This window comes from Clostridium thailandense (genome assembly GCF_019207025.1).
In the GTDB taxonomy this organism is placed as follows: Bacteria; Bacillota; Clostridia; order Clostridiales; family Clostridiaceae; genus Clostridium_AM; species Clostridium_AM thailandense.
Map to the genome: position 1 here is coordinate 1 of NZ_JAEEGC010000060.1, position 21,774 is coordinate 21,774.

General features: G+C 30.2%; 17 protein-coding genes. 13 read left to right on the forward strand and 4 right to left on the reverse strand.

Going from position 1 to position 21,774, the window contains the following annotated elements; all coding sequences use genetic code 11:
• The coding region (locus tag I6U48_RS13510) for a formate--tetrahydrofolate ligase (protein ID WP_218320991.1) at positions 1 to 492 on the reverse strand (492 nt) is incomplete at its 3' end.
• 592 nt (positions 493 to 1,084) lie between these two features.
• Here I6U48_RS13510 and I6U48_RS13515 point away from each other — a divergent pair.
• The 6 genes from I6U48_RS13515 to I6U48_RS13540 all read left to right on the forward strand — a co-directional run bounded on the left by I6U48_RS13515 (position 1,085) and on the right by I6U48_RS13540 (position 8,213).
• Positions 1,085 to 1,429, forward strand: a complete 345-nt coding sequence (locus I6U48_RS13515; protein WP_218320992.1) for a phenylpyruvate tautomerase MIF-related protein — start codon at positions 1,085 to 1,087, stop codon at positions 1,427 to 1,429.
• Positions 1,430 to 1,443: 14 nt separating this feature from the next.
• Entirely contained in the window at positions 1,444 to 3,003 is a 1,560-nt protein-coding gene (locus I6U48_RS13520) for a PucR family transcriptional regulator (RefSeq protein WP_218320993.1), read from the forward strand.
• Between the two features lie 191 nt (positions 3,004 to 3,194).
• Entirely contained in the window at positions 3,195 to 3,995 is an 801-nt protein-coding gene (locus I6U48_RS13525) for a hypothetical protein (RefSeq protein ID WP_218320994.1), read from the forward strand.
• 62 nt (positions 3,996 to 4,057) lie between these two features.
• The gene (locus I6U48_RS13530) at positions 4,058 to 5,629 is read left to right on the forward strand and encodes a sigma 54-interacting transcriptional regulator (protein WP_218320995.1); all 1,572 of its coding nucleotides are present in this window, start codon (positions 4,058 to 4,060) and stop codon (positions 5,627 to 5,629) included.
• A 246-nt stretch (positions 5,630 to 5,875) separates the two neighbouring features.
• Entirely contained in the window at positions 5,876 to 6,676 is an 801-nt protein-coding gene (locus I6U48_RS13535; RefSeq protein WP_218320996.1) for a hypothetical protein, read from the forward strand.
• Between the two features lie 40 nt (positions 6,677 to 6,716).
• Positions 6,717 to 8,213 carry an amino acid permease gene (locus I6U48_RS13540; RefSeq protein ID WP_218320997.1) on the forward strand — a complete coding sequence of 499 codons (1,497 nt, stop codon included), beginning with the start codon at positions 6,717 to 6,719 and terminating at the stop codon, positions 8,211 to 8,213.
• A gap of 72 nt (positions 8,214 to 8,285) precedes the next feature.
• Here I6U48_RS13540 and I6U48_RS13545 read toward each other — a convergent pair whose 3' ends face one another.
• Together I6U48_RS13545 and I6U48_RS13550 are read right to left on the reverse strand one after the other, a co-directional pair.
• Positions 8,286 to 10,346, reverse strand: a complete 2,061-nt coding sequence (locus tag I6U48_RS13545) for a cell wall-binding repeat-containing protein (protein WP_218320998.1) — start codon at positions 10,344 to 10,346, stop codon at positions 8,286 to 8,288.
• A gap of 22 nt (positions 10,347 to 10,368) precedes the next feature.
• The gene (locus tag I6U48_RS13550; protein WP_218320999.1) at positions 10,369 to 10,773 is read right to left on the reverse strand and encodes a secondary thiamine-phosphate synthase enzyme YjbQ; all 405 of its coding nucleotides are present in this window, start codon (positions 10,771 to 10,773) and stop codon (positions 10,369 to 10,371) included.
• Positions 10,774 to 11,227: 454 nt separating this feature from the next.
• On the opposite strand from I6U48_RS13550, the gene I6U48_RS13555 reads away from it, so the two are divergent.
• Positions 11,228 to 12,130, forward strand: a complete 903-nt coding sequence (locus I6U48_RS13555; protein ID WP_218321000.1) for a diguanylate cyclase — start codon at positions 11,228 to 11,230, stop codon at positions 12,128 to 12,130.
• A 16-nt stretch (positions 12,131 to 12,146) separates the two neighbouring features.
• Here I6U48_RS13555 and I6U48_RS13560 read toward each other — a convergent pair whose 3' ends face one another.
• Entirely contained in the window at positions 12,147 to 12,377 is a 231-nt protein-coding gene (locus I6U48_RS13560) for a glutaredoxin family protein (RefSeq protein WP_218321001.1), read from the reverse strand.
• 308 nt (positions 12,378 to 12,685) lie between these two features.
• Between I6U48_RS13560 and I6U48_RS13565 the strand changes: the two genes are divergently transcribed.
• From I6U48_RS13565 to I6U48_RS13590, 6 genes are all read left to right on the forward strand, one after another.
• Positions 12,686 to 14,257 (forward strand): DHA2 family efflux MFS transporter permease subunit, encoded by a 1,572-nt coding sequence (locus I6U48_RS13565; RefSeq protein WP_218321002.1) that lies wholly within the window; start codon positions 12,686 to 12,688, stop codon positions 14,255 to 14,257.
• Positions 14,258 to 14,308: 51 nt separating this feature from the next.
• Entirely contained in the window at positions 14,309 to 16,018 is a 1,710-nt protein-coding gene (ade, locus tag I6U48_RS13570; protein ID WP_218321003.1) for an adenine deaminase, read from the forward strand.
• Positions 16,019 to 16,137: 119 nt separating this feature from the next.
• On the forward strand, positions 16,138 to 17,601 hold the full coding sequence (locus tag I6U48_RS13575) for a methyl-accepting chemotaxis protein (RefSeq protein ID WP_218321004.1): 1,464 nt from the start codon (positions 16,138 to 16,140) through the stop codon (positions 17,599 to 17,601).
• Between the two features lie 88 nt (positions 17,602 to 17,689).
• Positions 17,690 to 18,397: a glutamine amidotransferase gene (locus tag I6U48_RS13580; protein WP_218321005.1), complete on the forward strand. Its 708-nt coding sequence runs from the start codon at positions 17,690 to 17,692 to the stop codon at positions 18,395 to 18,397.
• Positions 18,398 to 18,420: 23 nt separating this feature from the next.
• Complete coding sequence (locus I6U48_RS13585) at positions 18,421 to 20,019, forward strand: methyl-accepting chemotaxis protein (protein WP_218321006.1); 1,599 nt, start codon at positions 18,421 to 18,423, stop codon at positions 20,017 to 20,019.
• Positions 20,020 to 20,060: 41 nt separating this feature from the next.
• On the forward strand, positions 20,061 to 21,704 hold the full coding sequence (locus I6U48_RS13590; protein ID WP_218321007.1) for a sigma-54 interaction domain-containing protein: 1,644 nt from the start codon (positions 20,061 to 20,063) through the stop codon (positions 21,702 to 21,704).
• The last annotated feature ends 70 nt before the right edge of the window (positions 21,705 to 21,774 follow it).

Below are 21,774 nucleotides of genomic sequence, written 5' to 3' on the forward strand. Positions count from 1 at the left end.
CCAAACTATTCTTCTTGGATCAATGTCTAAAGCATTTCCTTGATATATATGGTTATCTATCATTGCAGCTAATAGGTTATTTGCAGCACCTATTGCATGGAAATCACCTGTAAAATGAAGGTTTATATCTTCCATAGGAACAACTTGAGCATATCCGCCACCTGCTGCTCCTCCTTTTACTCCAAATACAGGTCCGAGTGATGGTTCTCTTAAAGCAACTATTGTATTTTTACCTAATTTTGATAAAGCATCAGCTACACCTATTGATGTAGTAGTTTTTCCTTCACCTGCTGGTGTTGGATTTATTGCTGTACATAGTATTAATCTACCGTTTTTACCTTTAGTAGTTTTTAAAAGATTATAGTCTACCTTTGCTTTATATTTTCCATAAAGCTCGATATCATCCTCTGATAAACCTACTTTTGAGGCTATCTCCCTAATGTCATGTGGTTTACACTCCTGTGCAATTTCAATATCTGATTTAATTTTCATTTTAAAATATCCTCCATATCTAATTTTTTATTTTTTTAATCTCCTGCACGATTTCATTGCTACAATCATACAGAGATTGATTAACTCTGTTAGATATACCTTAACTGCAATTTTTATAGTGTCAATTTTTCATGATATAGCTTCCAAACTTATGTATACTAATTTCTTCTTAGCTCACAAGTCATTTATCAGTAAGCATTTTAGCAATATGGTTTTTTTGTATATTTGCGTATTTAGAGAAAAATGTACATTCATTTTTCGTAATTTTTCGAAATTTACGATTTTAATTATAATACTTATTCTAATTATATGTCAATAATTTTTTCGTAAAATTTTGAATTTTACTATAATTTTTCGTAAAATTTAAAATTTTACTATTTTTGTTTGGATATTTAATAACAATTAGAATTTTCAAGTTACTATTTCATAGATATATTAAGATTTTTGTTAAAAGTGGAAAAGAGTTAAGTCTTTAGAGTTTCACAATTTAAAAAAGATTAAGTAAAAGTCTTATTTAAATTTGATAGTAATGTAAAATATATGATAAAATGTCTACAGAGATAATGAAAGATATATTTAAGGAGGAATCATTATGCCATATATAAATTCGACTTTATCAGTAAAATTGACAGATGAAAAGCGAGAAGCTATAAAAGCTAGATTAGGTGAGATTATAGCTGAAATTCCAGGAAAAAGCGAACAGTGGCTTATGGTAGGTTTTAAGGAAGAGCACTGTCTTTATTTTAGAGGTGAAAAAAAAGATAAGGCAGCATTTGTAGAAGTCAAGATATTTGGAACTGCAGATAGAAAATATAAAGAATCAATAACAGCGAAAATATGTGATTTGCTTGAAGAAGAGCTTTCTATACCTAAGGACAATATATATATAATCTTTGATGAAGTAAAGGATTGGGGCTGGAATGGTTCTATGTTTTAATAAGGATTGATTTTATGAAACTTAGCATAAATATAATATATGACAAGCTACAGGAATATGACAAAGATTTGGTTATCAAAGGCAATATAAAGTCTACTATTGATACAATTAGAATGTTTGACAACTCAATGATGGAATTTTTTGAAAACACATTGTATATAGGATTAAATGAAGACCTTCCAGATGTTTCATATATCAACAATAATATAAATTTTATATCTATTGGATACAGTGAAATTATTGATAGTGTAAACTGTAAAACTAAATTTAATATCATAGTAGTTAAAAGTAAGATAAAATTAAGTTTACTTTTCAATGATATTCAGGAAATTTTTAAGTTCTATAATGAATGGGAGAAAAGACTGAAAATAGCTGTTGCAGAGGGAAAAGCAATACAGGATTTAGTAGATTTAAGTGATAGGGTATTTGATGGTTCGATTCTTATTTATGATTTGACATATAAAGTATATGGAATAACAAAGAAAAGTATTAAAAAGAATGATTATCTTTGGGAAAGTTATTTGGTAGGGTATCTATCTTATGAAACTATTAAAATTATATTAAAAGAAAAAATAATTGAAAAAGTTATAGAATGTAAAAGTCCAATATTGATAAGAATTGATGGTATGAATAGATACATATTAGCTAATAGCATTAATGGTAATGACAGAGTTGTTGGTTTTATTCACATATTATCAGAGGAGAAAAATAAATCAAGATTTAAAAAAAGTGATTATGAATTGTTGGAATACTTTTCTTCTGTTATAGCGCCATTACTTCTAGATGCTAAATCTGATAAAAATTCATTAGATATTATGTATCAAAATGTAATTATTGATCTCATTGAAGGGCGAATAGATAATGAAAAATTAGTATATGATAGGCTTTGCCTTCTAGGATGGAAAATAAAAAAAATATTTCGTGTAATGAAGATATTAATTGATGCTAAGCACAATAATATCTATAATTTAACCCATCTTTGTAATTGTCTAAATTACTTTGTTTTAGAAAGTAAAGCGATTATATATAAGGATAGTATTGTCATGATTATAAATAAGAACAGTAAAAAATCCATGACGGATAAAGAATATGATGGATTTATGGATGTTCTTAAATCTAAAAATGCATACGCAGGTATAAGCGACTATTTTTTAAATTTAAAAGACTCAAAGGAATATTACATACAGGCGGACAGAGCTGCTAAATATTGTAGATCTGTGGATTCTTCAAATATATTAATGGATTATGATTCTGCAAGTAAGTATCATGCAATGGAGCTAATTTCTTTAGGCTATGATTTAAAAGCCTTTTGTCATCCTCTTATATTTGAACTTTTAGATTATGATGGAAAAAATAATACAGATTTTTATGTAACTCTTAAAGAGTACTTAATGAATGAAAGAAACTCAAAGGAAACAGCAAGCAAGTTACATTTGCACAGAAACTCTTTGAATTATAGAATTACAAGACTAGAAGAGTTGTTTAAATTTGATCTAAACAATGCTCAGTTAAGACAGAGATTAATTTTATCCTTTATAGCTTTCGAGTACATAAATATAAATCCTCCCCTTTAGTGGAGGATTATTTTTATGTATTAGTGCAAAATGCATAAATTAATAAAATTATTTTGTTGTTTTTTTGTCATTGTGCATAAAGAAATTTATGTATATTTGTCTTAATATTAAATAAAATCCAGTATGTATATAAGAATATTAATTTGGAAATAGAAGTATTATTTTCTAGAGCTAAGGGAGAATAAAGTGTTATGAAAAAATTCACTTCAGAGGAAATAATAAAACTTGCATTAAAATGTGGAGCTAGTTTAGCTGGAGTTGCCAATATAGAAGATTTAAAGAAGGCGCCAGCATATGTTGCTATATCTAAGATGCCTGAATACAATGGTGTCGGAACATATGATCGTGATATAAAAGGAAAGTTTTCAAATGGGGTTGTTTGGCCAGAAGGAATAAAAAGTGTAGTTGTTTTGGCATATTATCTTCCTACTGACGACCCTAAAATAGATTACTGGTTTGAAGGCCACAATACAATCGCCAATAGAAAACTTGTTGGTATTAGCAAAAAGCTTGCAAATATTATGTATGAAGCAGAGGTAAATACGTATAGTTTTAACTATCATATAGAAGATGGAGGAATATTTTTAAAGGATTCTGCAGTAGTTGCTGGTATGGGTTGCATTGGAAAAAATAATCTACTAATCACCCCTAAATATGGAACACATGTAAGATTAGGAGCATTGGGTTTAGGTTTAGATTTACCATCAACGGGCAGATTAAATTATGATCCATGCTTAGAATGTGAAGTGAAATGTTGGGAAAAGTGTGTACAACAAGCATTTAACAAAAAAATATATTCAGATATAAAATTAGGAGTAAGTGAACTACCAGGAAGAATGGGGAATTTCGATAGAATATTGTGTAATATACAAATGGAGAAAGATGAAACTAATGTAGAACCTATGGAAATAGAAGAGATTTCTATGGAAGGACCAGTAAAGGCAATAAAGTACTGTAGAACTTGTGAATATGCATGTCCAGTGTATAAATAAAATTCTCTAAAACTAGGGGAGTGAATAGCAATTAAAAACTATTAAAAGGTGAGATGATAATTGTGGAAAATTTTACTAGGTTTGAAATAATAGGTGAAGACAGAATGGGTATAGCAGTAGAAATTTTACAAAAGGTCTATGAAGCTAAAATAAATTTGGTTTCAGTTGAGGTTTTTCCAGGAAAGGTTCTTATAAAAATACAGTACATAGATGAATGCAAAAAGAAAAGTTTGAAAGAAAATATATGCAAAATAAAAGGGATAATTAACATTAGTGAAATTGAGCTCTTATATTATGAAGAAAATGAAAGAAGGCTTCTTGCTGTAATAAACTCAGTTGATGAAGGTATAATTTCCATAGATAAAAACTTTAAGATAGGTATATTTAATGATTATTGTGAAAAAGTTTTCCATTATAAAAAAGAAGAAGTTTTAGAAACAGATGTGAGGAGCTTAATAGGAGATAATGCTCCTATAATTAAGTTAATAACAAATGGAGATGAATATGATAATGTAGAATTTAGTATTAAGAATGAAAGAGGAAAGAGTCATTATATAACTTCAGGAAGAGCAATCAAAGATGACGATAATAAGACCGTAGGAGCAGTTGCTTCAATCAAGGACATGAATGAGGCAATGGAACTTGCAGATGTTATAACATCAACAAAAGAGGGAGCCTTTAAAGAAATTGTAGGCAATAGTATATCTATTGAAAGAGTAAAGAAACTTATTTCTACCATTGCTAAGAGTAATTCAACAGTTCTTTTAAGGGGAGAAAGCGGTACTGGGAAAGAGCTTTTCGCCAAAGCTATTAAAAACTTAAGTGATAGGAGAAATAACAGTTTTGTTACAATTAATTGTGCAGCACTTCCAGATAACTTAATAGAAAGTGAATTATTTGGATATGAAAAAGGAAGTTTTACTGGAGCTATTAATAGCGGAAAAGAGGGCCTTTTTAAAGAAGCTGATGGAGGAACTTTATTCTTAGATGAAATAGGAGAACTTTCAATGATCTTGCAAGCAAAGATTTTGAGAGTTATTCAAGAAGGAGTCATTAGAAAAATAGGAAGTAACAAAGAAGAAAAGGTTGACGTCAGAATTATTGCCGCTACTAATAGAAATTTAGAAGAAATGATTGAAAAACAACAATTTAGGGAAGATTTATATTACCGGTTAAATGTAATACCAGTATATATTCCAGTGCTAAAAGATAGATTAGAAGATATACCTATTTTAGTCAGGTTTTTCATAGATAAATTAAATAAGAAGGTAAATAAAAAAATAAAAGGCGCAGATATAGAATTTATAAATAGACTCATGAAATATGATTGGCCAGGAAACGTTAGAGAACTACAAAATTTTATAGAAAGAGCTATGAATTTGTGCGAAGGAAACTATTTAACATTAGAATCTTTAAATATGGATTTCAAAGATTCAAAGCAAAATATAGTAACCAGCTTATGTATGGAGAATGAGTTGAAACTAAGTGAAATAGTAGAATTATGTGAAAGGCAAGCTATTAGTAAGGTTTTGGAAAAGACTAAAAGTTTTAGAAAAGCTGCAAAGATTTTAGGCGTTTCTCATACAACTATAATAAATAAGGTCAACAAATACAATATAATTTGTAAAAACTAATTTACGATTGTAAATAAGCTTTTACAGAAACAAGAGAACTTTGGTTTAATAAGTAACCAAAAAACCTTGAAACTCTTTGGAAACTATATGGCACATTTATTGCGTATATAATTTGTAAAAGTTTAATAAAGAACAAAAAGTTTTGTAGGAAAAGAAAATATATGTGTAGATTTGATAAAGGTAATTTATAAAAAGTTAAAAAAATAAGTAATTTATTTTTTATAATACGAAGGGGGAATAAAAAATATGAAAAAATTTACTTCAGAAGAAATTGTAAGAATTGCATTAGAAAGTGGTGCTAGTTTAGCAGGAGTTGCAAATATAGAAGATTTAAAGAAGGCACCTGCTTTTAATGTTGTAACTAAAATGCCTGAATACAATGGTGTCGGAACATATATGAGAGATGAAAATGATACTTTTTTACCTGGTGTTGTATGGCCAGAAGGAATGAAGAGTGTAGTTGTATTAGCATATTATCACCCTGTTAATGAACCTAAATTAGATTATTGGTTTGATGGACATACTACTCCGGGTAACAGAAAACTTATGGAAGTTAATAAAAAGTTTAAGGAAATTATGATTGAAGCAGGAATAGAAACATATCCTCTTCACTATCATATAGAAAAAGGAGGAATATTTTTAAAAGATTCTGCAGTAGTAGCTGGTTTAGGATGCATTGGAAGGAATAACTTATTGGTTACTCCACAATATGGTTCACATGTAAGGTTAAGAGGAATCGGTCTAAACTTAGATTTGCAATCAACTGGACCCTCAGGGTATGACCCATGTGCTGGATGTGAAGTAAGATGCTGGGAAAAGTGTGCGAAAGGTGTATTTGCTAAGAAAGTATATTCAGAAGAGAAACTAGGTAGAGCTGAGCTTCCTGGAAGAGTAGGAAATTTTGATAGAACAATATGCAATATACAAATGAAGGAAGATGAGGCTAATATGGAACCTATGGAATTATACGAAAACTCGGAAGAAGGTCCAATAAATGCTATAAAATATTGTAGGGTTTGTGAATGTGCATGCCCAATAGGTAAATAGTTATATGTACATAAGCTAGAGATAAAAAGGGGGGCTTTTTATGGATACAAATTTAGAAACAAAACAGGTTCAAACAAAAAAAGAAGGAGAACTTCATCGAAGCTTAAAAGCAAGGCACATGAATATGATTGCTATTGGAGGATCAATTGGGACAGGCCTATTCTTTGCAAGTGGTAGTGCAGTAAGTACAGCAGGGCCTGGTGGAGCTGCTTTTGCTTACATAGTTATGGGGATTTTAGTTTACTTTTTGATGACGTCACTTGGTGAAATGGCAACCTTACTTCCTATATCAGGATCTTTCGAAACTTATGCTACAAGATTTATTGATCCAGCCTTAGGTTTTACCCTCGGATGGAATTATTGGTTTTGCTGGGCGTTATGTGTTGCTGCTGAATTAGTTGCAGGTTCGCTGGTTGTTAAGTTTTGGTTTCCTAATACAAATACCACACTGTGGAGTATAGGGTTCTTAATAATACTTTTTAGTTTAAACTTTTTGTCTGCAAGGGCTTATGGCGAAGGTGAGTATTGGTTTGCAAGTATTAAGGTTGCTACTATAATTATATTTCTTATAGTAGGTGTTCTTATGATATTTGGTATTTTAGGTGGTAAGGCACCTGGATTCGCTAACTGGGTGCTATCTGATGGTGCTGGAAAGAAAGGTCCTTTTGTTGGTGGTATGATTGCTATTGTTAATGTATTTTTAGTTGCAGGTTTCTCATTTTCTGGAACAGAGATAGTTGGACTAGCTGCCGGTGAATCAGAAAATCCTGAAGAAAATGTTCCAAAAGCAATAAAAACTGTTTTCTGGCGTATTCTATTATTTTATATGGGGGCAATTATAGTAATTGGTTTTTTAATTCCGTTTACTGATCCAAATCTATTGAAAAGTGGTGCAGATAATATTGCGTACAGTCCATTTACAATGGTTTTTCAAAGGTCTGGTTTAGCAATGGCAGCTAGTCTTATGAATGCAGTTATTTTGACTTCAGTGCTTTCTTGTGGTAATTCTGGACTTTATGTTGCATCACGTATGCTATACGCTTTGGCTAAAGAGGGGAAAGCACCTAAAGTTTTAGCGAAGGTTAATAAACGAGGAGTTCCAGTAAATGCTTTATATGCCACGGCCATTATTGCTTGTTCTGCATTCTTTGCATCGTTAATTGGTGATGGAAAAATATATTATATACTCTATAATGCTTCGGGAATAACAGCATTCTTTGCATGGCTTGGTATAGGAATTTGCCACTATAGATTTAGAAAAGCATATATTGCTCAAGGCAGAAGATTAGAAGATTTAAAGTATAAAGCTAAATGGTATCCTTTTGGACCTATTATGTCTGTAATACTATGTACAATTGTTATATTCGGCTCTAATATATGGATATTCCAGGCTGAAACCTTCAGTTGGTTCGATTTTATCACAAACTATTTATGTATTCCTGTATTTATATGTTTATATTTCGGATATAAGAAAGTTAAAAAGACAAAGATAGTTCCACTTATGGAATGTAACTTTGAATATAATGAACACAAGTAATAGGTTTAAAACTCCCATCCTATAAGAAGAGGCGCTGGATAAAATAATTGTTCAGCGCCTGATTTTTACTAATTATTTTGATAGACTAATTCTTAAGTTTTCTCCAATAACACCTGTTCCGCCAAAAATAACTTGATTTACAAAGTCTTTCTCATCAACATAAGCTTTTTGATTTTTAATATCTCCACTTACAAGAATAAGAGGAGAATTATATTTTGCAGCATACACACTGCCAGCTAGAGCATCCGGAAAATTTTCTCCAGAGGCAAAGGTTACCGTGTCACTGTTTAAATTAAAATACTTGGATATATTAAGAGAAGTTTCATATCTATCACTTCCCCAAATTCTGCATACGTCATCATCAGAAAGTTTTGTTATACTTTGAATTTGTGTTTTTATATAATCAGATATAGCACTAGTTCCTCCTATAATATAGACTTTTGAAGGTTTGACTTTTTGGATAGTCTGTATAGCAGAATCAGATAAAGCTTCACTATCTGATAAAATTATTGGGTATCCTTTTGAAGCTGCAACGCTTGAAATGCTTAAACCATCAGCAAATACGTTTCCGCCAGCTACAATCAGTGGAGTTCCTTCTTGAGCATTTATCTTATCATTTATTGCTTTTATTGTTTCATATTTTGAATCGCCTTTAAGTCTTTTTATATTTAAATAACCTAAGGAATTTAAGCTAGTTACTATATCATTAGTTACATCAGATTCGTCGCCTAAAATATAAATATATCCATTTTTAGGAAGGTGGTTAATTATATATTCTATAGTTTTTAGATTTCTAGGATTAGAATTACCACTTAAAAGTATAGGTGCATTTAGTTTTGCTGCTAAAACGCTGCCACTAAGAGCATTAGGAAAATCGTATCCTGAGGTAATGACTATACTGTCCACAGCTCCATTGTTAAAAGCTTCTGCAATTTTTACAGAGGTTTCAAATCTGTCTTGTCCACTTAATCTTATACTAGAGTATTTCTTTCCGCTAACAGGAGTCCAATTGCGTATTAAAGCTTCAGCAGTGTTTTCGTCATTAATGTATTGTCCAGAATACTCCTCAGAATAGGATTTCCATTCATCAAAGGTTAAAGTTTTATCATATCTATTTAGCACTATACCATTAACCTTATAATAAGTGTTATTATCAAAAGAATTATCTATTGAACCTTCATCAGATAATTGCACGTTATAATTGCTATATCTGCTTAAAAATAAGTTGTTTCTAAAATAATTCTTTACGGCACCTTCCAGCATATAAATATCATCGAAAGCATTTCCATAAAATACATTGTTATTTATGTAGTTGTTGGTAGCACTACTTCCTATTGCCATACCATAAGCACGATTATTATATAAGATGTTATTTTGAATAGTGCAGTTACTACCACCATTAGGAGAGCCATACATTTGGATAGCTGCTCCAGCATTATCATGAATTTTGTTTCCGCTAAAGGTCCAATTTGAAGCTCCGTAACCTATGTATATTCCATGATCCTTTGGTTTATTTATTTTTAAACCTACGTTGTATATTTCGCAGTTTTTAACAATACAGTTACTTGAAATCTCATCTCCATACACTCCAGAAGTTCCGTAAGGTCTATATTCAGGATAATCTAAATCATGTATAGTTAATTTATTAAGTTCAATATTGCTAGAAGTATTTTTAGTTATATAACTTCTAGTTATATAAATTCCTGCACCAGTATAGTTTTCGATTGTTAAACCTTCAACTTTCCAATAGGAGCTTCCGGCAAAGGTTATTGCATCTCCACCATCTTTTCCACCCATATTTTTGAGGTTATCTCCAGTCATTACAACACTTTCATTAGGATAGTTTTTTATTGTGTACCAGGCATTACTTGAACCATTCTTATCATATACATCTGTAGTTTCATGATATGTACCTTCTCTTATTAAAAGAGTATCGCCAGGCTTCATGTGATCTATGGCATCTTGAATCTTTGAAAAAGGATTATTTATGGTGCCATAATCACCTGTTCCAGTTCCTCTATTTTGAGATACATAATAGGTCTTTCCAGTGCCTTCAGCATGAACGTTAAAAGGTGCAACCTGCAAACATACAAAAAATAATGCTGCTGTAAAAAAAGTGAAAAGTTTTTTCATTGTTAGTCCCCCTCATTTGTATTTATCCTTCAACTATTTTTATATGAAATTTTCTGCTTCTAGGACCATCAAACTCGCAGAAGTATACTCCTTGCCAGATACCAAGTAGAAGATGGCTATCTTGAATTATTACAGTAGCACTTGATCCCATAAGAGAGGCTTTTATGTGGGCATGAGAGTTACCTTCCATATGATGATAATCTCCTCTTTCAGGAAAAGTTTTATCTAAATTAACAAGTATGTCCCTAACTACATCTGGATCAGCGTTTTCGTTTATAGTTATACCAGCAGTAGTGTGAGGACAAAAAATTACAGCTGTACCATCTTTAATATTACTATCAGCTACAGATTTCTTTAAAAAACTAGTTATATTTACAAATTCATCAGACTTTTTTGTGTTTATAGAAAAATTATAAACTTTATCCATTAAAATCACCTCATATAAGTATAATTTTGTTATTATAAGTATTTTATCACATTATTAATTAGTATATCTAGGTGGTTTTGTCGAAAACATAAGGATCCTATTTTTATCTATCATCACTTACAATTCTTTACGTCAGCTGCATAAGTACTGCAATGTTAAATTAAAAATATAGATGCTTTTGTATTCATACTACTTCTAATAATAAAAGCTAATTGTTGCTTTTATTATTAGAAGTTTTTTATGGTATAGAATGAAAAAAGAATTTTAAATAAAATATCTATTTACTAAGTAAACTTCTCTTTGGTAAAATAGAAATTGATAAAAAATGTCGATTATTGCGTGAAAATTTAGTAACATCCACCGATTAGTATATATCATTATATTGTATGTTATTAGGATAGATAGCAGAAATAGAATTTTAGTAATTGTTAAAGTGATAGGTGGTAAAATTAATATGAATAAAAAAATACTTGTAGTAGACGATTCGAGATTAGAGCTAAGAATCCTTATAGACATTTTATCCAATGAAGGATATGTTGTGTTTGCATGTACTAATGGGTATGATGCATTAGATTTAGCTAATAGAATTCTACCAGATGTGATATTGTTAAATATAGTTATGCCTGGACTTGACGGCTTTGAAGTTTGCAAGCTATTAAAGAAAAGCGATAACACTAGAGATATACCTGTAATTATGATTACTTCTAAAACTGGTAGTAAAGATATAAAAAAGGCTTTGGAACTTGAAGCTTTTGATTATCTAAAAAAACCTATAGATGAAGTAGAATTGTTCGCTAGAATAAATTCAGCATTAAGATTTAAGTCATATCAAGATAAGCTTAAGGAAATGGCTATGAAAGATGGTCTTACAGGTTTATATAATCATAGCTTATTAATTGAGTTGTTCCAAAAAGAGTTTAAAAATCAGGAGAAAAAAAATAGAAGCATTGGTTTCGCCATGCTTGATATTGATTTTTATAAAAAAGTGAACGATAGCTATGGGCACATCTCTGGAGATATAATTTTAAAGAAGATCTCATCTATAATTACCAGTACTGTTGGAGCTTCAAAAACAGTTGGAAGATATGGAGGAGAAGAATTTGGTGTAGTATTTACAGATATGTGTTTAGATGATATTAAAAAAATATGTGAAAACATAAGAAGAAATGTAGAAGAGCATGAGTTTATAATAGGTGATAAATCTATTAAAATTACAATTAGCATTGGTATTAGTTACAAAGCTTTAGATGAAAATATGTCTTGGAACGAAATGATTGAAAAAGCAGACGAGGCTCTTTATAGAGCTAAAAATAGTGGAAGAAACAAAGTTGAAATTACATTTAGGCATGGGCTCTAAGCTCATGCCTAAAAAATTATATTCCTAACAATGAACTGATTTTCTCTTTATCAAATCCAAGTATTTCTTCAGTACCAATTACAATTACAGGAACAGACCTGTAACCTTTTTTTATAAGTTCTTTTCTAGCCGAAGCATCTGCTGAGATATTATGCTCAACAAATTGAATATTATTTTGGTTAAAATAGTCTTTAGCAGAATGACAGTACCCGCAGGTATCACTTGTGTATATTTCTACTGGTTTCATAAAATCATTCCTTTCATAAATTATTGGGATTATAACAATAATTCTATACTCCCTATTAATATTATATACGTATTTCAGTATAATAGGTTTCTATATTTTATAGAAATAAAAAAATATTGGTTTAATATAACTCACATGGAAGAATATTCTTGAAAAATTGAATAAAAAATGGTATAATGCAATTGTTTATATGCGAACAATTATATTATATATTTGTCGTGTATGCTAAAGTTGAATTAAAAAAATAGAATATTTTCAATAACTAATACAGTTGTTAGGATTCGCGTTAAATAATGGGGGAATGTTCAGTGAAGAAGAATAGTAATGAATCACTAGGTCCTTGGTTATCAATGATGGTAATCATAATTGGTACATTTATGTCTATATTAAGTAGTAGCATAATCAATGTGGCGCTTGCTAAAATGATGACTGTTTTTGGAGTATCACTAGATGATATAAAATGGGTAATGACTTCTTATACGTTAACGCTTGGGGCAATTATACCATTAACAGGATATTTGCAGGAAATTTTCGGTGCAAAAAAGGTATATACTGTTGCGTTAGGTATGTTTACCATTGGTTCTGCCTTATGTGGATTTGCCTGGAGTAATTCAAGTATGATAGTATTTCGTGTGTTTCAAGCTATTGGTGGAGGTATGATGCAGCCTGTGGGAATGGCTATATTATATAAAGTATTTCCAAGGGAGAAGATAGGTCTTGCTTTCGGAGTTTATGGAATAGCAGCCATGGCAGCACCAGCTATAGGACCAACTTTAGGTGGATTAATTATTGAAAAATTAGATTGGAGACTTATTTTTACTGTTAACATTCCTATAGGAATAATAGGAGTAATATTAGCTATCATATTACTAGAAGACGAACCTATGAAACCGTTTAAATCAATTGATATAATAGGATTCTTATCTTCTACAGTTGGGATAGTTAGTATATTATATGTTCTTGGAGAGGGTGCCTCAATTGATTGGTCAGATGTGAAAAATCCTATGCTAATTGCGTTAGGTAGTTTAAGTCTTATATTATTTATAGTAAATGAGCTTACACATCCAGATCCTTTATTAGATCTCAGAGTTCTTAAACTATTTGATTTTAGCATAAGTTTAATTATAGTATCTGTTTTAACTATAGCATTGATGGGGATATCCTATGTATTACCTTTATTTTTACAAAACATAAGGGGATATACAGCTATGGAAACGGGTATTATTATGCTGCCATCTGCATTAGTTATGGGGGCTTTAATGCCGGTAAGCGGGAGGCTTTTTGATAAATTTGGAGCAAAGCCAATAGTTATACCAGGCCTTATTATACTTGCAGCAGCCTCTTTTGAACTTTCAAAAGTGATAAATATGAATTCTAGCAAGGAATTTATAATACTTGTTAGTTGTATAAGGGCTATAGGATTAGGAATTGCAATGATGCCTATCAGTACTGTAGGATTAAATGCTGTAAATAAAGAGATGATTCCAAAAGCAACAGCTCTTAATAGTACAATAAGGCAGATAGCTAGTTCTATTGGTATTACCTTAATTACAGTTATTATACAATCCAAAACAAATTATAATTATTTAAAATTAGCAGAACAAATAACTAATTATAATAAAGTAGCAAATGATACTATAGGAACATTAACTAAGTTGTATATGCATGGAGGGTTATCTCAAGGAACAGCTAAGGTATCAGCCTTAACTAAATTAACAACTATAATTCAAGGACAAGCCACTATAGATGCTATGGCATATGCTATTTATGTAACTGGTGCTATAGTAATTGTAGCTATAGTCTTAACTTTACTTATGAGTAATGAGAAGAAAAATCTGAAAAAAGATAAAAAAGGTGATTTTATGCAAATTCAAAAATAGCTGATTTTATGTTACAATATGCGTAAAATAAAAATTAGCGAGGTAATAAAGATGAGTGTAAAGTTAAAACAAAAAAGAATAAATGTAGCTATGAAAAAAGAGAAAGCTGATTTGGTTATTAAAGACGCTAATATAGTAAATGTATTTACGAAAGAAATAGTTAAAGGTGATATTGCCATATGTAAGGATCAAATAGTAGGTATAGGCAATTACAGTGGAATAAATGAGATTGATGCTAAAGGTAAATATGTTTGTCCGGGTTTGATTGATAGTCATGTTCATATTGAATCTACTATGGTAACACCTTCAGAGTTCGCTAAAGCCGTACTTCCGCATGGTACAACAACTATAATTGCAGATCCACATGAAATTGCTAATGTATGTGGAACTAATGGAATTCACTTTATGCTAAATCAATCAAGAGAATTACCTTTAAATGTTTATTTTATGATGCCATCATGTGTTCCAAGTACACCTTTTGAAAATAATGGTGCTGATTTAAGCGCAGAATTAATCGAGCCTCTTTTATCAAATGATAGAATACTAGGACTTGGAGAAGTGATGGATTATCCTTCTGTAATCAATGGAAGGGAAGAAATGTTGAAAAAAATTGATTTGTTTGATGACAAGAGCATTGATGGTCATTCTCCAAATTTAACTGGAGATGCACTTAATGCATATAGGGTAGCAGGGATTATTACAGATCATGAATGTTCAACAATAGAAGAAGTTTTGGAACGTTTGAGGCTTGGAATGTATGTGCAAATAAGAGAAGGTTCAGCAGCAAGAAACCTAGAAAATATCATAAAAGGATTGCTGAAAAAGAATATAAGATTTAACAGATGTATATTCTGCACAGATGATAAACACTTGGAAGATATAAAGAATGAAGGGCATATAAGTTATAACATAAAAAAATCAATAGCCTGTGGAGTGGATCCAATTGAAGCAATATGTATGGCTACTATTAATACTGCTCAATGTTATAGGTTAAAAAGGCTTGGTGCCATAGCTCCGGGATACTCAGCAGACTTAATAATATTAGATAGTCTTCAAGAGTTTGATATTAATCAAGTGCTTTATCGAGGAGAGATAATATATAGCGATAAGAAGCTATATAAGGAGATTTCTTCTAAAATAGAGGATAGAAATGTATTTAATACAGTTAGAATTCCAAATATAACTTCTGAAGACTTAAAGATATATATGGATAAAGATACTGCAGTAGTTATAGGATTAACTTCAAATGAACTTATCACTAAAAAAGAAATTGCAAAGGTTAGAGTTGAAAATGGAGCCTTTGTACAGGATGAACAATTTTCTAAGGTTGCTGTTATAGAAAGACATAAAGCTACAAAAAATATCGGTCTTGGTATAGTAAGTAATTTTAATATTAAGAATGGAGCAATAGCAAGTACTGTAGCTCACGATTCACATAATTTAATTGTTGTAGGTGATAATGATGAAGATATGCTTATTGCTGTTGAAGAATTAAAAAGAGTAAATGGAGGGTATACAGTTGTAAGCGCTGGAAAGATAGCTGGTACTTTAGAATTACCAGTTGCAGGTCTAATGAGTAATTCTACTGCTGAATATGTAGAGCAAACGTTGAATAAAATGCTTAAAGAGGCTTTTAAGCTTGGAATTAACAATAATATAGATCCATTTATAACAATGTCATTTCTTGCATTGCCAGTTATACCAGAGATTAGAATAACAGATCAAGGATTATTTGATGTGAAAGAATTTAAGTTTATATAACCTTTAGGTTAAATCTAAGAAAATAGTACAATAAACAAATTGAATAGAACGTAAACAGTTGATATAATGAAAAGTAAATTATAGTGTATTTAGGTAAGGTTTAGTTGGGAGGATATCAAATGTTTAATAAAAAGCCAAAATGCCATGAAGTTGCATATATAATAAATTATGTTCAGGCTTATTTAAAGGGTGAGAAACCAGAAAAACCAATTTTGGAATATGATATTCATAAATATATATTTGAGTTATTTAGTAGGTTATTAGAAATGGGAGCTTTAAATAATGAGTTTATTTTAAAATTAATTAATGAGGCAGCATCACTTAGCGATTTTGATGTAAATATGTCCTTTATTTCCAAGGAATTGAAGAAGGTTGCAGAACAGTTAGCAGAAGCTAGTGAATCAAATATGGCAGTAGTTGAGGAAACTACAGCAAATGCAAGTGAAGTTAGTGAGGTAATAATTCATAATACGGAAATTCTAAATGATTTAGTTGAAAAATCAGAGGATTTAATAAAAAATAATACAGAAAGTAAAAATCAGCTTCATCAAATTAATCAAATAAAAGAAACAGTAATTATAAATGCTGAAAATATGTCAGAAAAAATAAGAGCTTTAGAAGAAATATCTTTAAAGGTTGATGAAATTGTTTCTGGTGTTAGTATGATTGCGGATCAGACTAATTTACTTGCATTAAATGCTAGCATTGAAGCAGCTCGTGCTGGAGAGCATGGTCGTGGTTTTTCTGTTGTTGCAGATCAAATTCGTAAATTGGCTGAAGATACTAAAATTAAGCTTAATAGTATGCAGAGCTTCACTAATGATATGAGAAATGCGACAAGTGAAGGTAGTGAAAGTGTTAGCAGTACTATTAATTCAATGACGGATATGACTGAAAAAATTGGGACTGTAAATATATCCTTTAATGAAAGTACTGATAAACTTGAAAATATAGTAAGAGGAATTACTAGTCTAGCCAATTCTATGGAAGATATTACTGCATCATCAGAAGAAATATCTTCAGCTATGAATATTGTTGCAAATGAATCAGAAAAAATTAGTCAAATGACAAGAGCAGTATCAGGAGATTCTGAAAAAGCACATTATTATGCTAGAAGCTTAGGTAAAATAGATGATACAATTTCTGGAATAATACGAGAGTTGGTGAAAATATTAAATAGTGGAACTCATCCAGTCTCAAATGAAGAATTCTTAGAGATATTAGAAGATGCTATTCAAGCCCATAAATCTTGGATGGATAATCTTAAACAAATAGTTAACGATAAACAATTAAGACCAATACAAAAAGATGGAAATAAATGTAGGTTTGGACATTTTTATAATTCGCTTAATATTACACATTTAGGTATAAGAGAAGAGTGGGTTAGGATTAATGAGGATCATTTGCTTTTGCATAACAAGGCTCATGAGATATTTGACGCAATGGAACAGGGGAATAATGAAAGTATACAAAAAATTCTTGCAGAAGCAGAACAATTATCTAACAATGTAGTTTCTATATTAAGTAATATTAGTAAAGAAGTAAAAAATATTGATGGAAAGGTTTTTCAATTAAACTTATAAAATTAAAAATTTTTATAGGGGCGAATTTTTTGAGGATATAGCTAAGTGTCGGTTGTCTTTGTATATAATGCTTTTAGGGGGAGTCAGTATGAAAAAAATATTAATTATTAAAACAGGTACAACATTTCCTTCAATTAATGAAAGTTATGGAGATTTTGAAGATTTTGTTATTAATCAAATAGATCTACCTAAAAAAGATGTTATTGTATGTTCAGTTTACAAAGGCGATATATTACCAGATTTAAAAGAGATATCTGGAGTCATAATAACAGGTTCACATTCTATGGTTACAGATTGCGCAGAATGGAGTGTAGCTACTGAAAAATATATAAGAGATATAGCGAATAGATCTATTCCAGTATTAGGGATTTGTTATGGACATCAGTTAATTTGTCAGGCTTTTGGTGGTATTGTAGGATATCACCCAGAAGGCAAAGAGATAGGTACTGTAAATATAGAATTAACTGAAGAAGGCAAAAAGGATGAGTTACTTGGTATACTTCCAGATAGTTTTTTAGGTCATGTTGTACATTCACAAACAGTAGTAAAGTTACCAGCAGATGCAAAATTATTAGCTAGAAATGATTTTGAAAAGCATCATGCATTTGTTATATATGGAAGTATATGGGGAGTTCAGTTTCATCCGGAATTTAATTTTGAAATTACTAAAGCATACATTTCAGAACAAAAAGAGAACTTAATTAAAGAAGGTAATGATATTGATGAACTATACAATTCTCTAAAAGAGCATGAGTATGGAAAAATGCTGCTAAAAAGATTCATAGATCTTATTTAATAGTAGATGAGGGGTAAAAAATTATGGGTAAAGTTTTATTAGGGGACATTATATTAACTGTATTGATTGGCATAGGTATTTTTTTATTTAGAGAAAACACTGTTCTTTTACTTACTCTTATACTACTAGCATTAATATTCAAGATATTTTCATCTATAACTATTTATAAGGAAACTCAAAAAATATATGAAAAAATAAAGTTAATATCTAATGGACAATTAAATTTAAGTATAAAAAAAGGAAGGATTGGTATTACAAACAGAATTGCGGAAAAAATGAATATTTATACTAATAAAATAAGGGTACTATTAGGTCAATTTGTAAATATAAATGAAAGAACTTCAAAAGGGTCAAAGGACATACAAGATAAATGTACAGAACTTTATAATTTGGCAAATGGAATTAACTCAACTGTACATAATATGTCGAAGTCAATAAATAACCAAGTAGTGGAAGCATCTAATATAAAAGAACAGGTGGACCAATTTGCTTTGGAAGTTAAGGATATAAAAAATAATGCAGATGATACTTTAAAAGCTGCAGGAGAAACTAAATTAATTGTTGAAGATAGTTTTAACACCTTTAGAGAATTAGTAGTTAAAATAGAAGGAATAAAGAATTATAACAGCAAAGTTATAGAGGATATAAATAATTTGGACAAAATAGTAGGAAAAATACATACAATAACTGAAGCAGTAGATAACATTTCATCTCAAACCAATCTTTTATCTCTAAATGCTTCAATAGAATCAGCAAGAGTTGGTGAGGCCGGAAAAGGTTTTGCTGTTGTAGCAGAAGAAGTTGGTAAGCTGGCTTATGAGTCATCTAATTCAGCAAAAGAAATAAAAGAACTTGTGGAAAGTATAAAAAATAGTATAAGTAAACTTCAAGTCCATATGGAGGAAGAAGCTGATGTTATTAGTAATAATGTGAATTTTGCGGTGAAGTCGCTTAACCAATCCTCAGTTATAGATGAGGCGCTTATAAGAAATATAAATTGTGTGGATACAATAGCAAGGCTTACAGAAGATCAAATGGAAAATATAAATAAGATTACTATTTCTATGGATATAATAAAGGCTGCTACAGAAGAAAATGCTGATGTTATAGAGGCAGTAAATGAATCTACAGAAAATCAGATGGCCATAATAGAAGATATGGAAACTACAATTTTACAACTTAACCAAAGCGTGGAAATATCAAAAACTATGCTAGACAGTTATCTGAGTACATTTAAAATTACTGCGGAAATAGAAGAGAAGGTAGTTAAGACAAAATCATTACTTGAAGATATTATTGCTAATCAAAATGTGCTTTCAATGGATGAAACTAGATTTGAAAGTTATTTAAAGGAAGTGCAGAAAAAAAATGACTTTATAGAACTTCTAGCTGTAGTAGATAAAAAAGGATATATGGTCGGTGCTACAATAGATATCCCTAAGGAGTTTAGAAGTTGCTATGGAAGACCTTATTTCTTACCAGCACTTAATGGACAAGTGTATGTATCAAAGGAATATATATCAATAGCTACGGGACACTATAATATAACAGTGACTATGCCTATAAAGAAAAATAATGAAATAATAGGTATTATGCTTGGTGATATTAATCTGAATGAATAATATGTAGTTTTTAATTAAAGAAGACTTTTGGAGGCTTGAAGATGGTTTCTTATGATATTATATGTTTCCTAGATCATAACAATGTTGTAAAACATATTGAATATTTGGGTACAAGCGGTAACAATGATAAAGTATCTGTTTTAAATGAATGTATAGGAAAAGAAATTGGAAGCTTTTTTGATATAGATTTACATAATGGCAAGGGGTATATAAATTGGAGCAGTATGGTACTTAGATATACTAGAACTGAAAATTTAATGGGTGCAGGATACATTATGTATATAACTGAGGTAACAGATAAGAGTGAAATATATGAAGCTGCATTAGATTGTGTTTCAGAAGGTATTCAAGTCTATGATAAAACAGGGCATCTCATATTTTGTAATAAATTTAATGAAAAAATCGAGAAAATGAATAGAGAAAATATTATTGGAAAGCACTTGATTGATATATATGATTTAAAGGAAGACTTTAGCACAACTTTAAATACAATTAAGAGCAAGATGCCCATAATTAATAGGTGTGATAACTTTAAAAATAAAAATAATGAAGTAATTACTACTATGAACTCTGGATATCCTCTATTTATTGAAAATAACTTAATTGGTGTTGCTGTAATAGTTCAAGATAAAGAAGTACTTGAACATTATCGTTTAAAAATTGATTGCTTTGATAAATTTTTATCACATGGTGAGAAAGATAAACTTAATAAAAATAGAAAAAATTTTTATGCATTAAAATATTATAAATTTGATGATTTGATTGGTAAAGATGAGAATTTTATAGAAACAATCCAGTTAGCACGCAATATTGCTGACAGAGATTGTTCTGTGTTGATTTATGGAGAAACGGGTACTGGTAAGGAATTGTTTGCTCAAAGTATACATTCAGGCAGTAAAAGAAGAACTAAAGAGTTTGTTGCTGTAAATTGTGCTGCTATCCCAGAAAATTTAATTGAAGGTATACTTTTTGGTACTGAAAAAGGTTCCTTTACAGGAAGCTCTGATAGGATAGGATTATTTGAACAAGCAGAAGGTGGAAGCCTATTTTTAGATGAGATTAATTCAATGAACCTTCATATGCAGTCAAAACTTTTACGTGTTTTACAGGAGAAGAAGTTCAGAAGAGTTGGGGGATTAAAAGATATAGAATGTGATGTTAGAATCATATGTTCTACTAATGAAGAACCTCTTTCATTAATAGAAAATAATAAAATGAGGAAAGATTTATACTATAGAATTAGCACGGTTACGGTTAATATACCACCTCTTAGAAATAGGAAAAGTGACATTGAGCTATTAGTTAAATATTTTATTGAAAAGTTGTCCAAGCATTATTCAAAAGAGGTGAAAGGATCATCACCAGAGGTTATCTTGAAATTTAGAGAATACGATTGGCCAGGTAATATAAGAGAACTTCTACATAATATTGAATATGCTTTTAACACTATGCTTGGAGATATAATAAATATAAAAGATCTACCTAAATATATGCAAAAACCCAAAAAGATAAATAGCAAAGACATTTTGCACCTTAGGACTTTAGAACAAATAATGAGTCAATATGAAAAAGAGGTAATTAAAAACACATTAAAATTACATAAAAATAATGTTACAAAAGCAGCAGAACAGCTGGGAATAAAAAGACAGAGCTTACAGTATAGAATAAAAAAATATGAATTATAAAAGCAAAGTCATTTTGCATTTGTGCAAAATGACTTTGCTTTTATATAATCTATCGGCAGAAATAATAAAA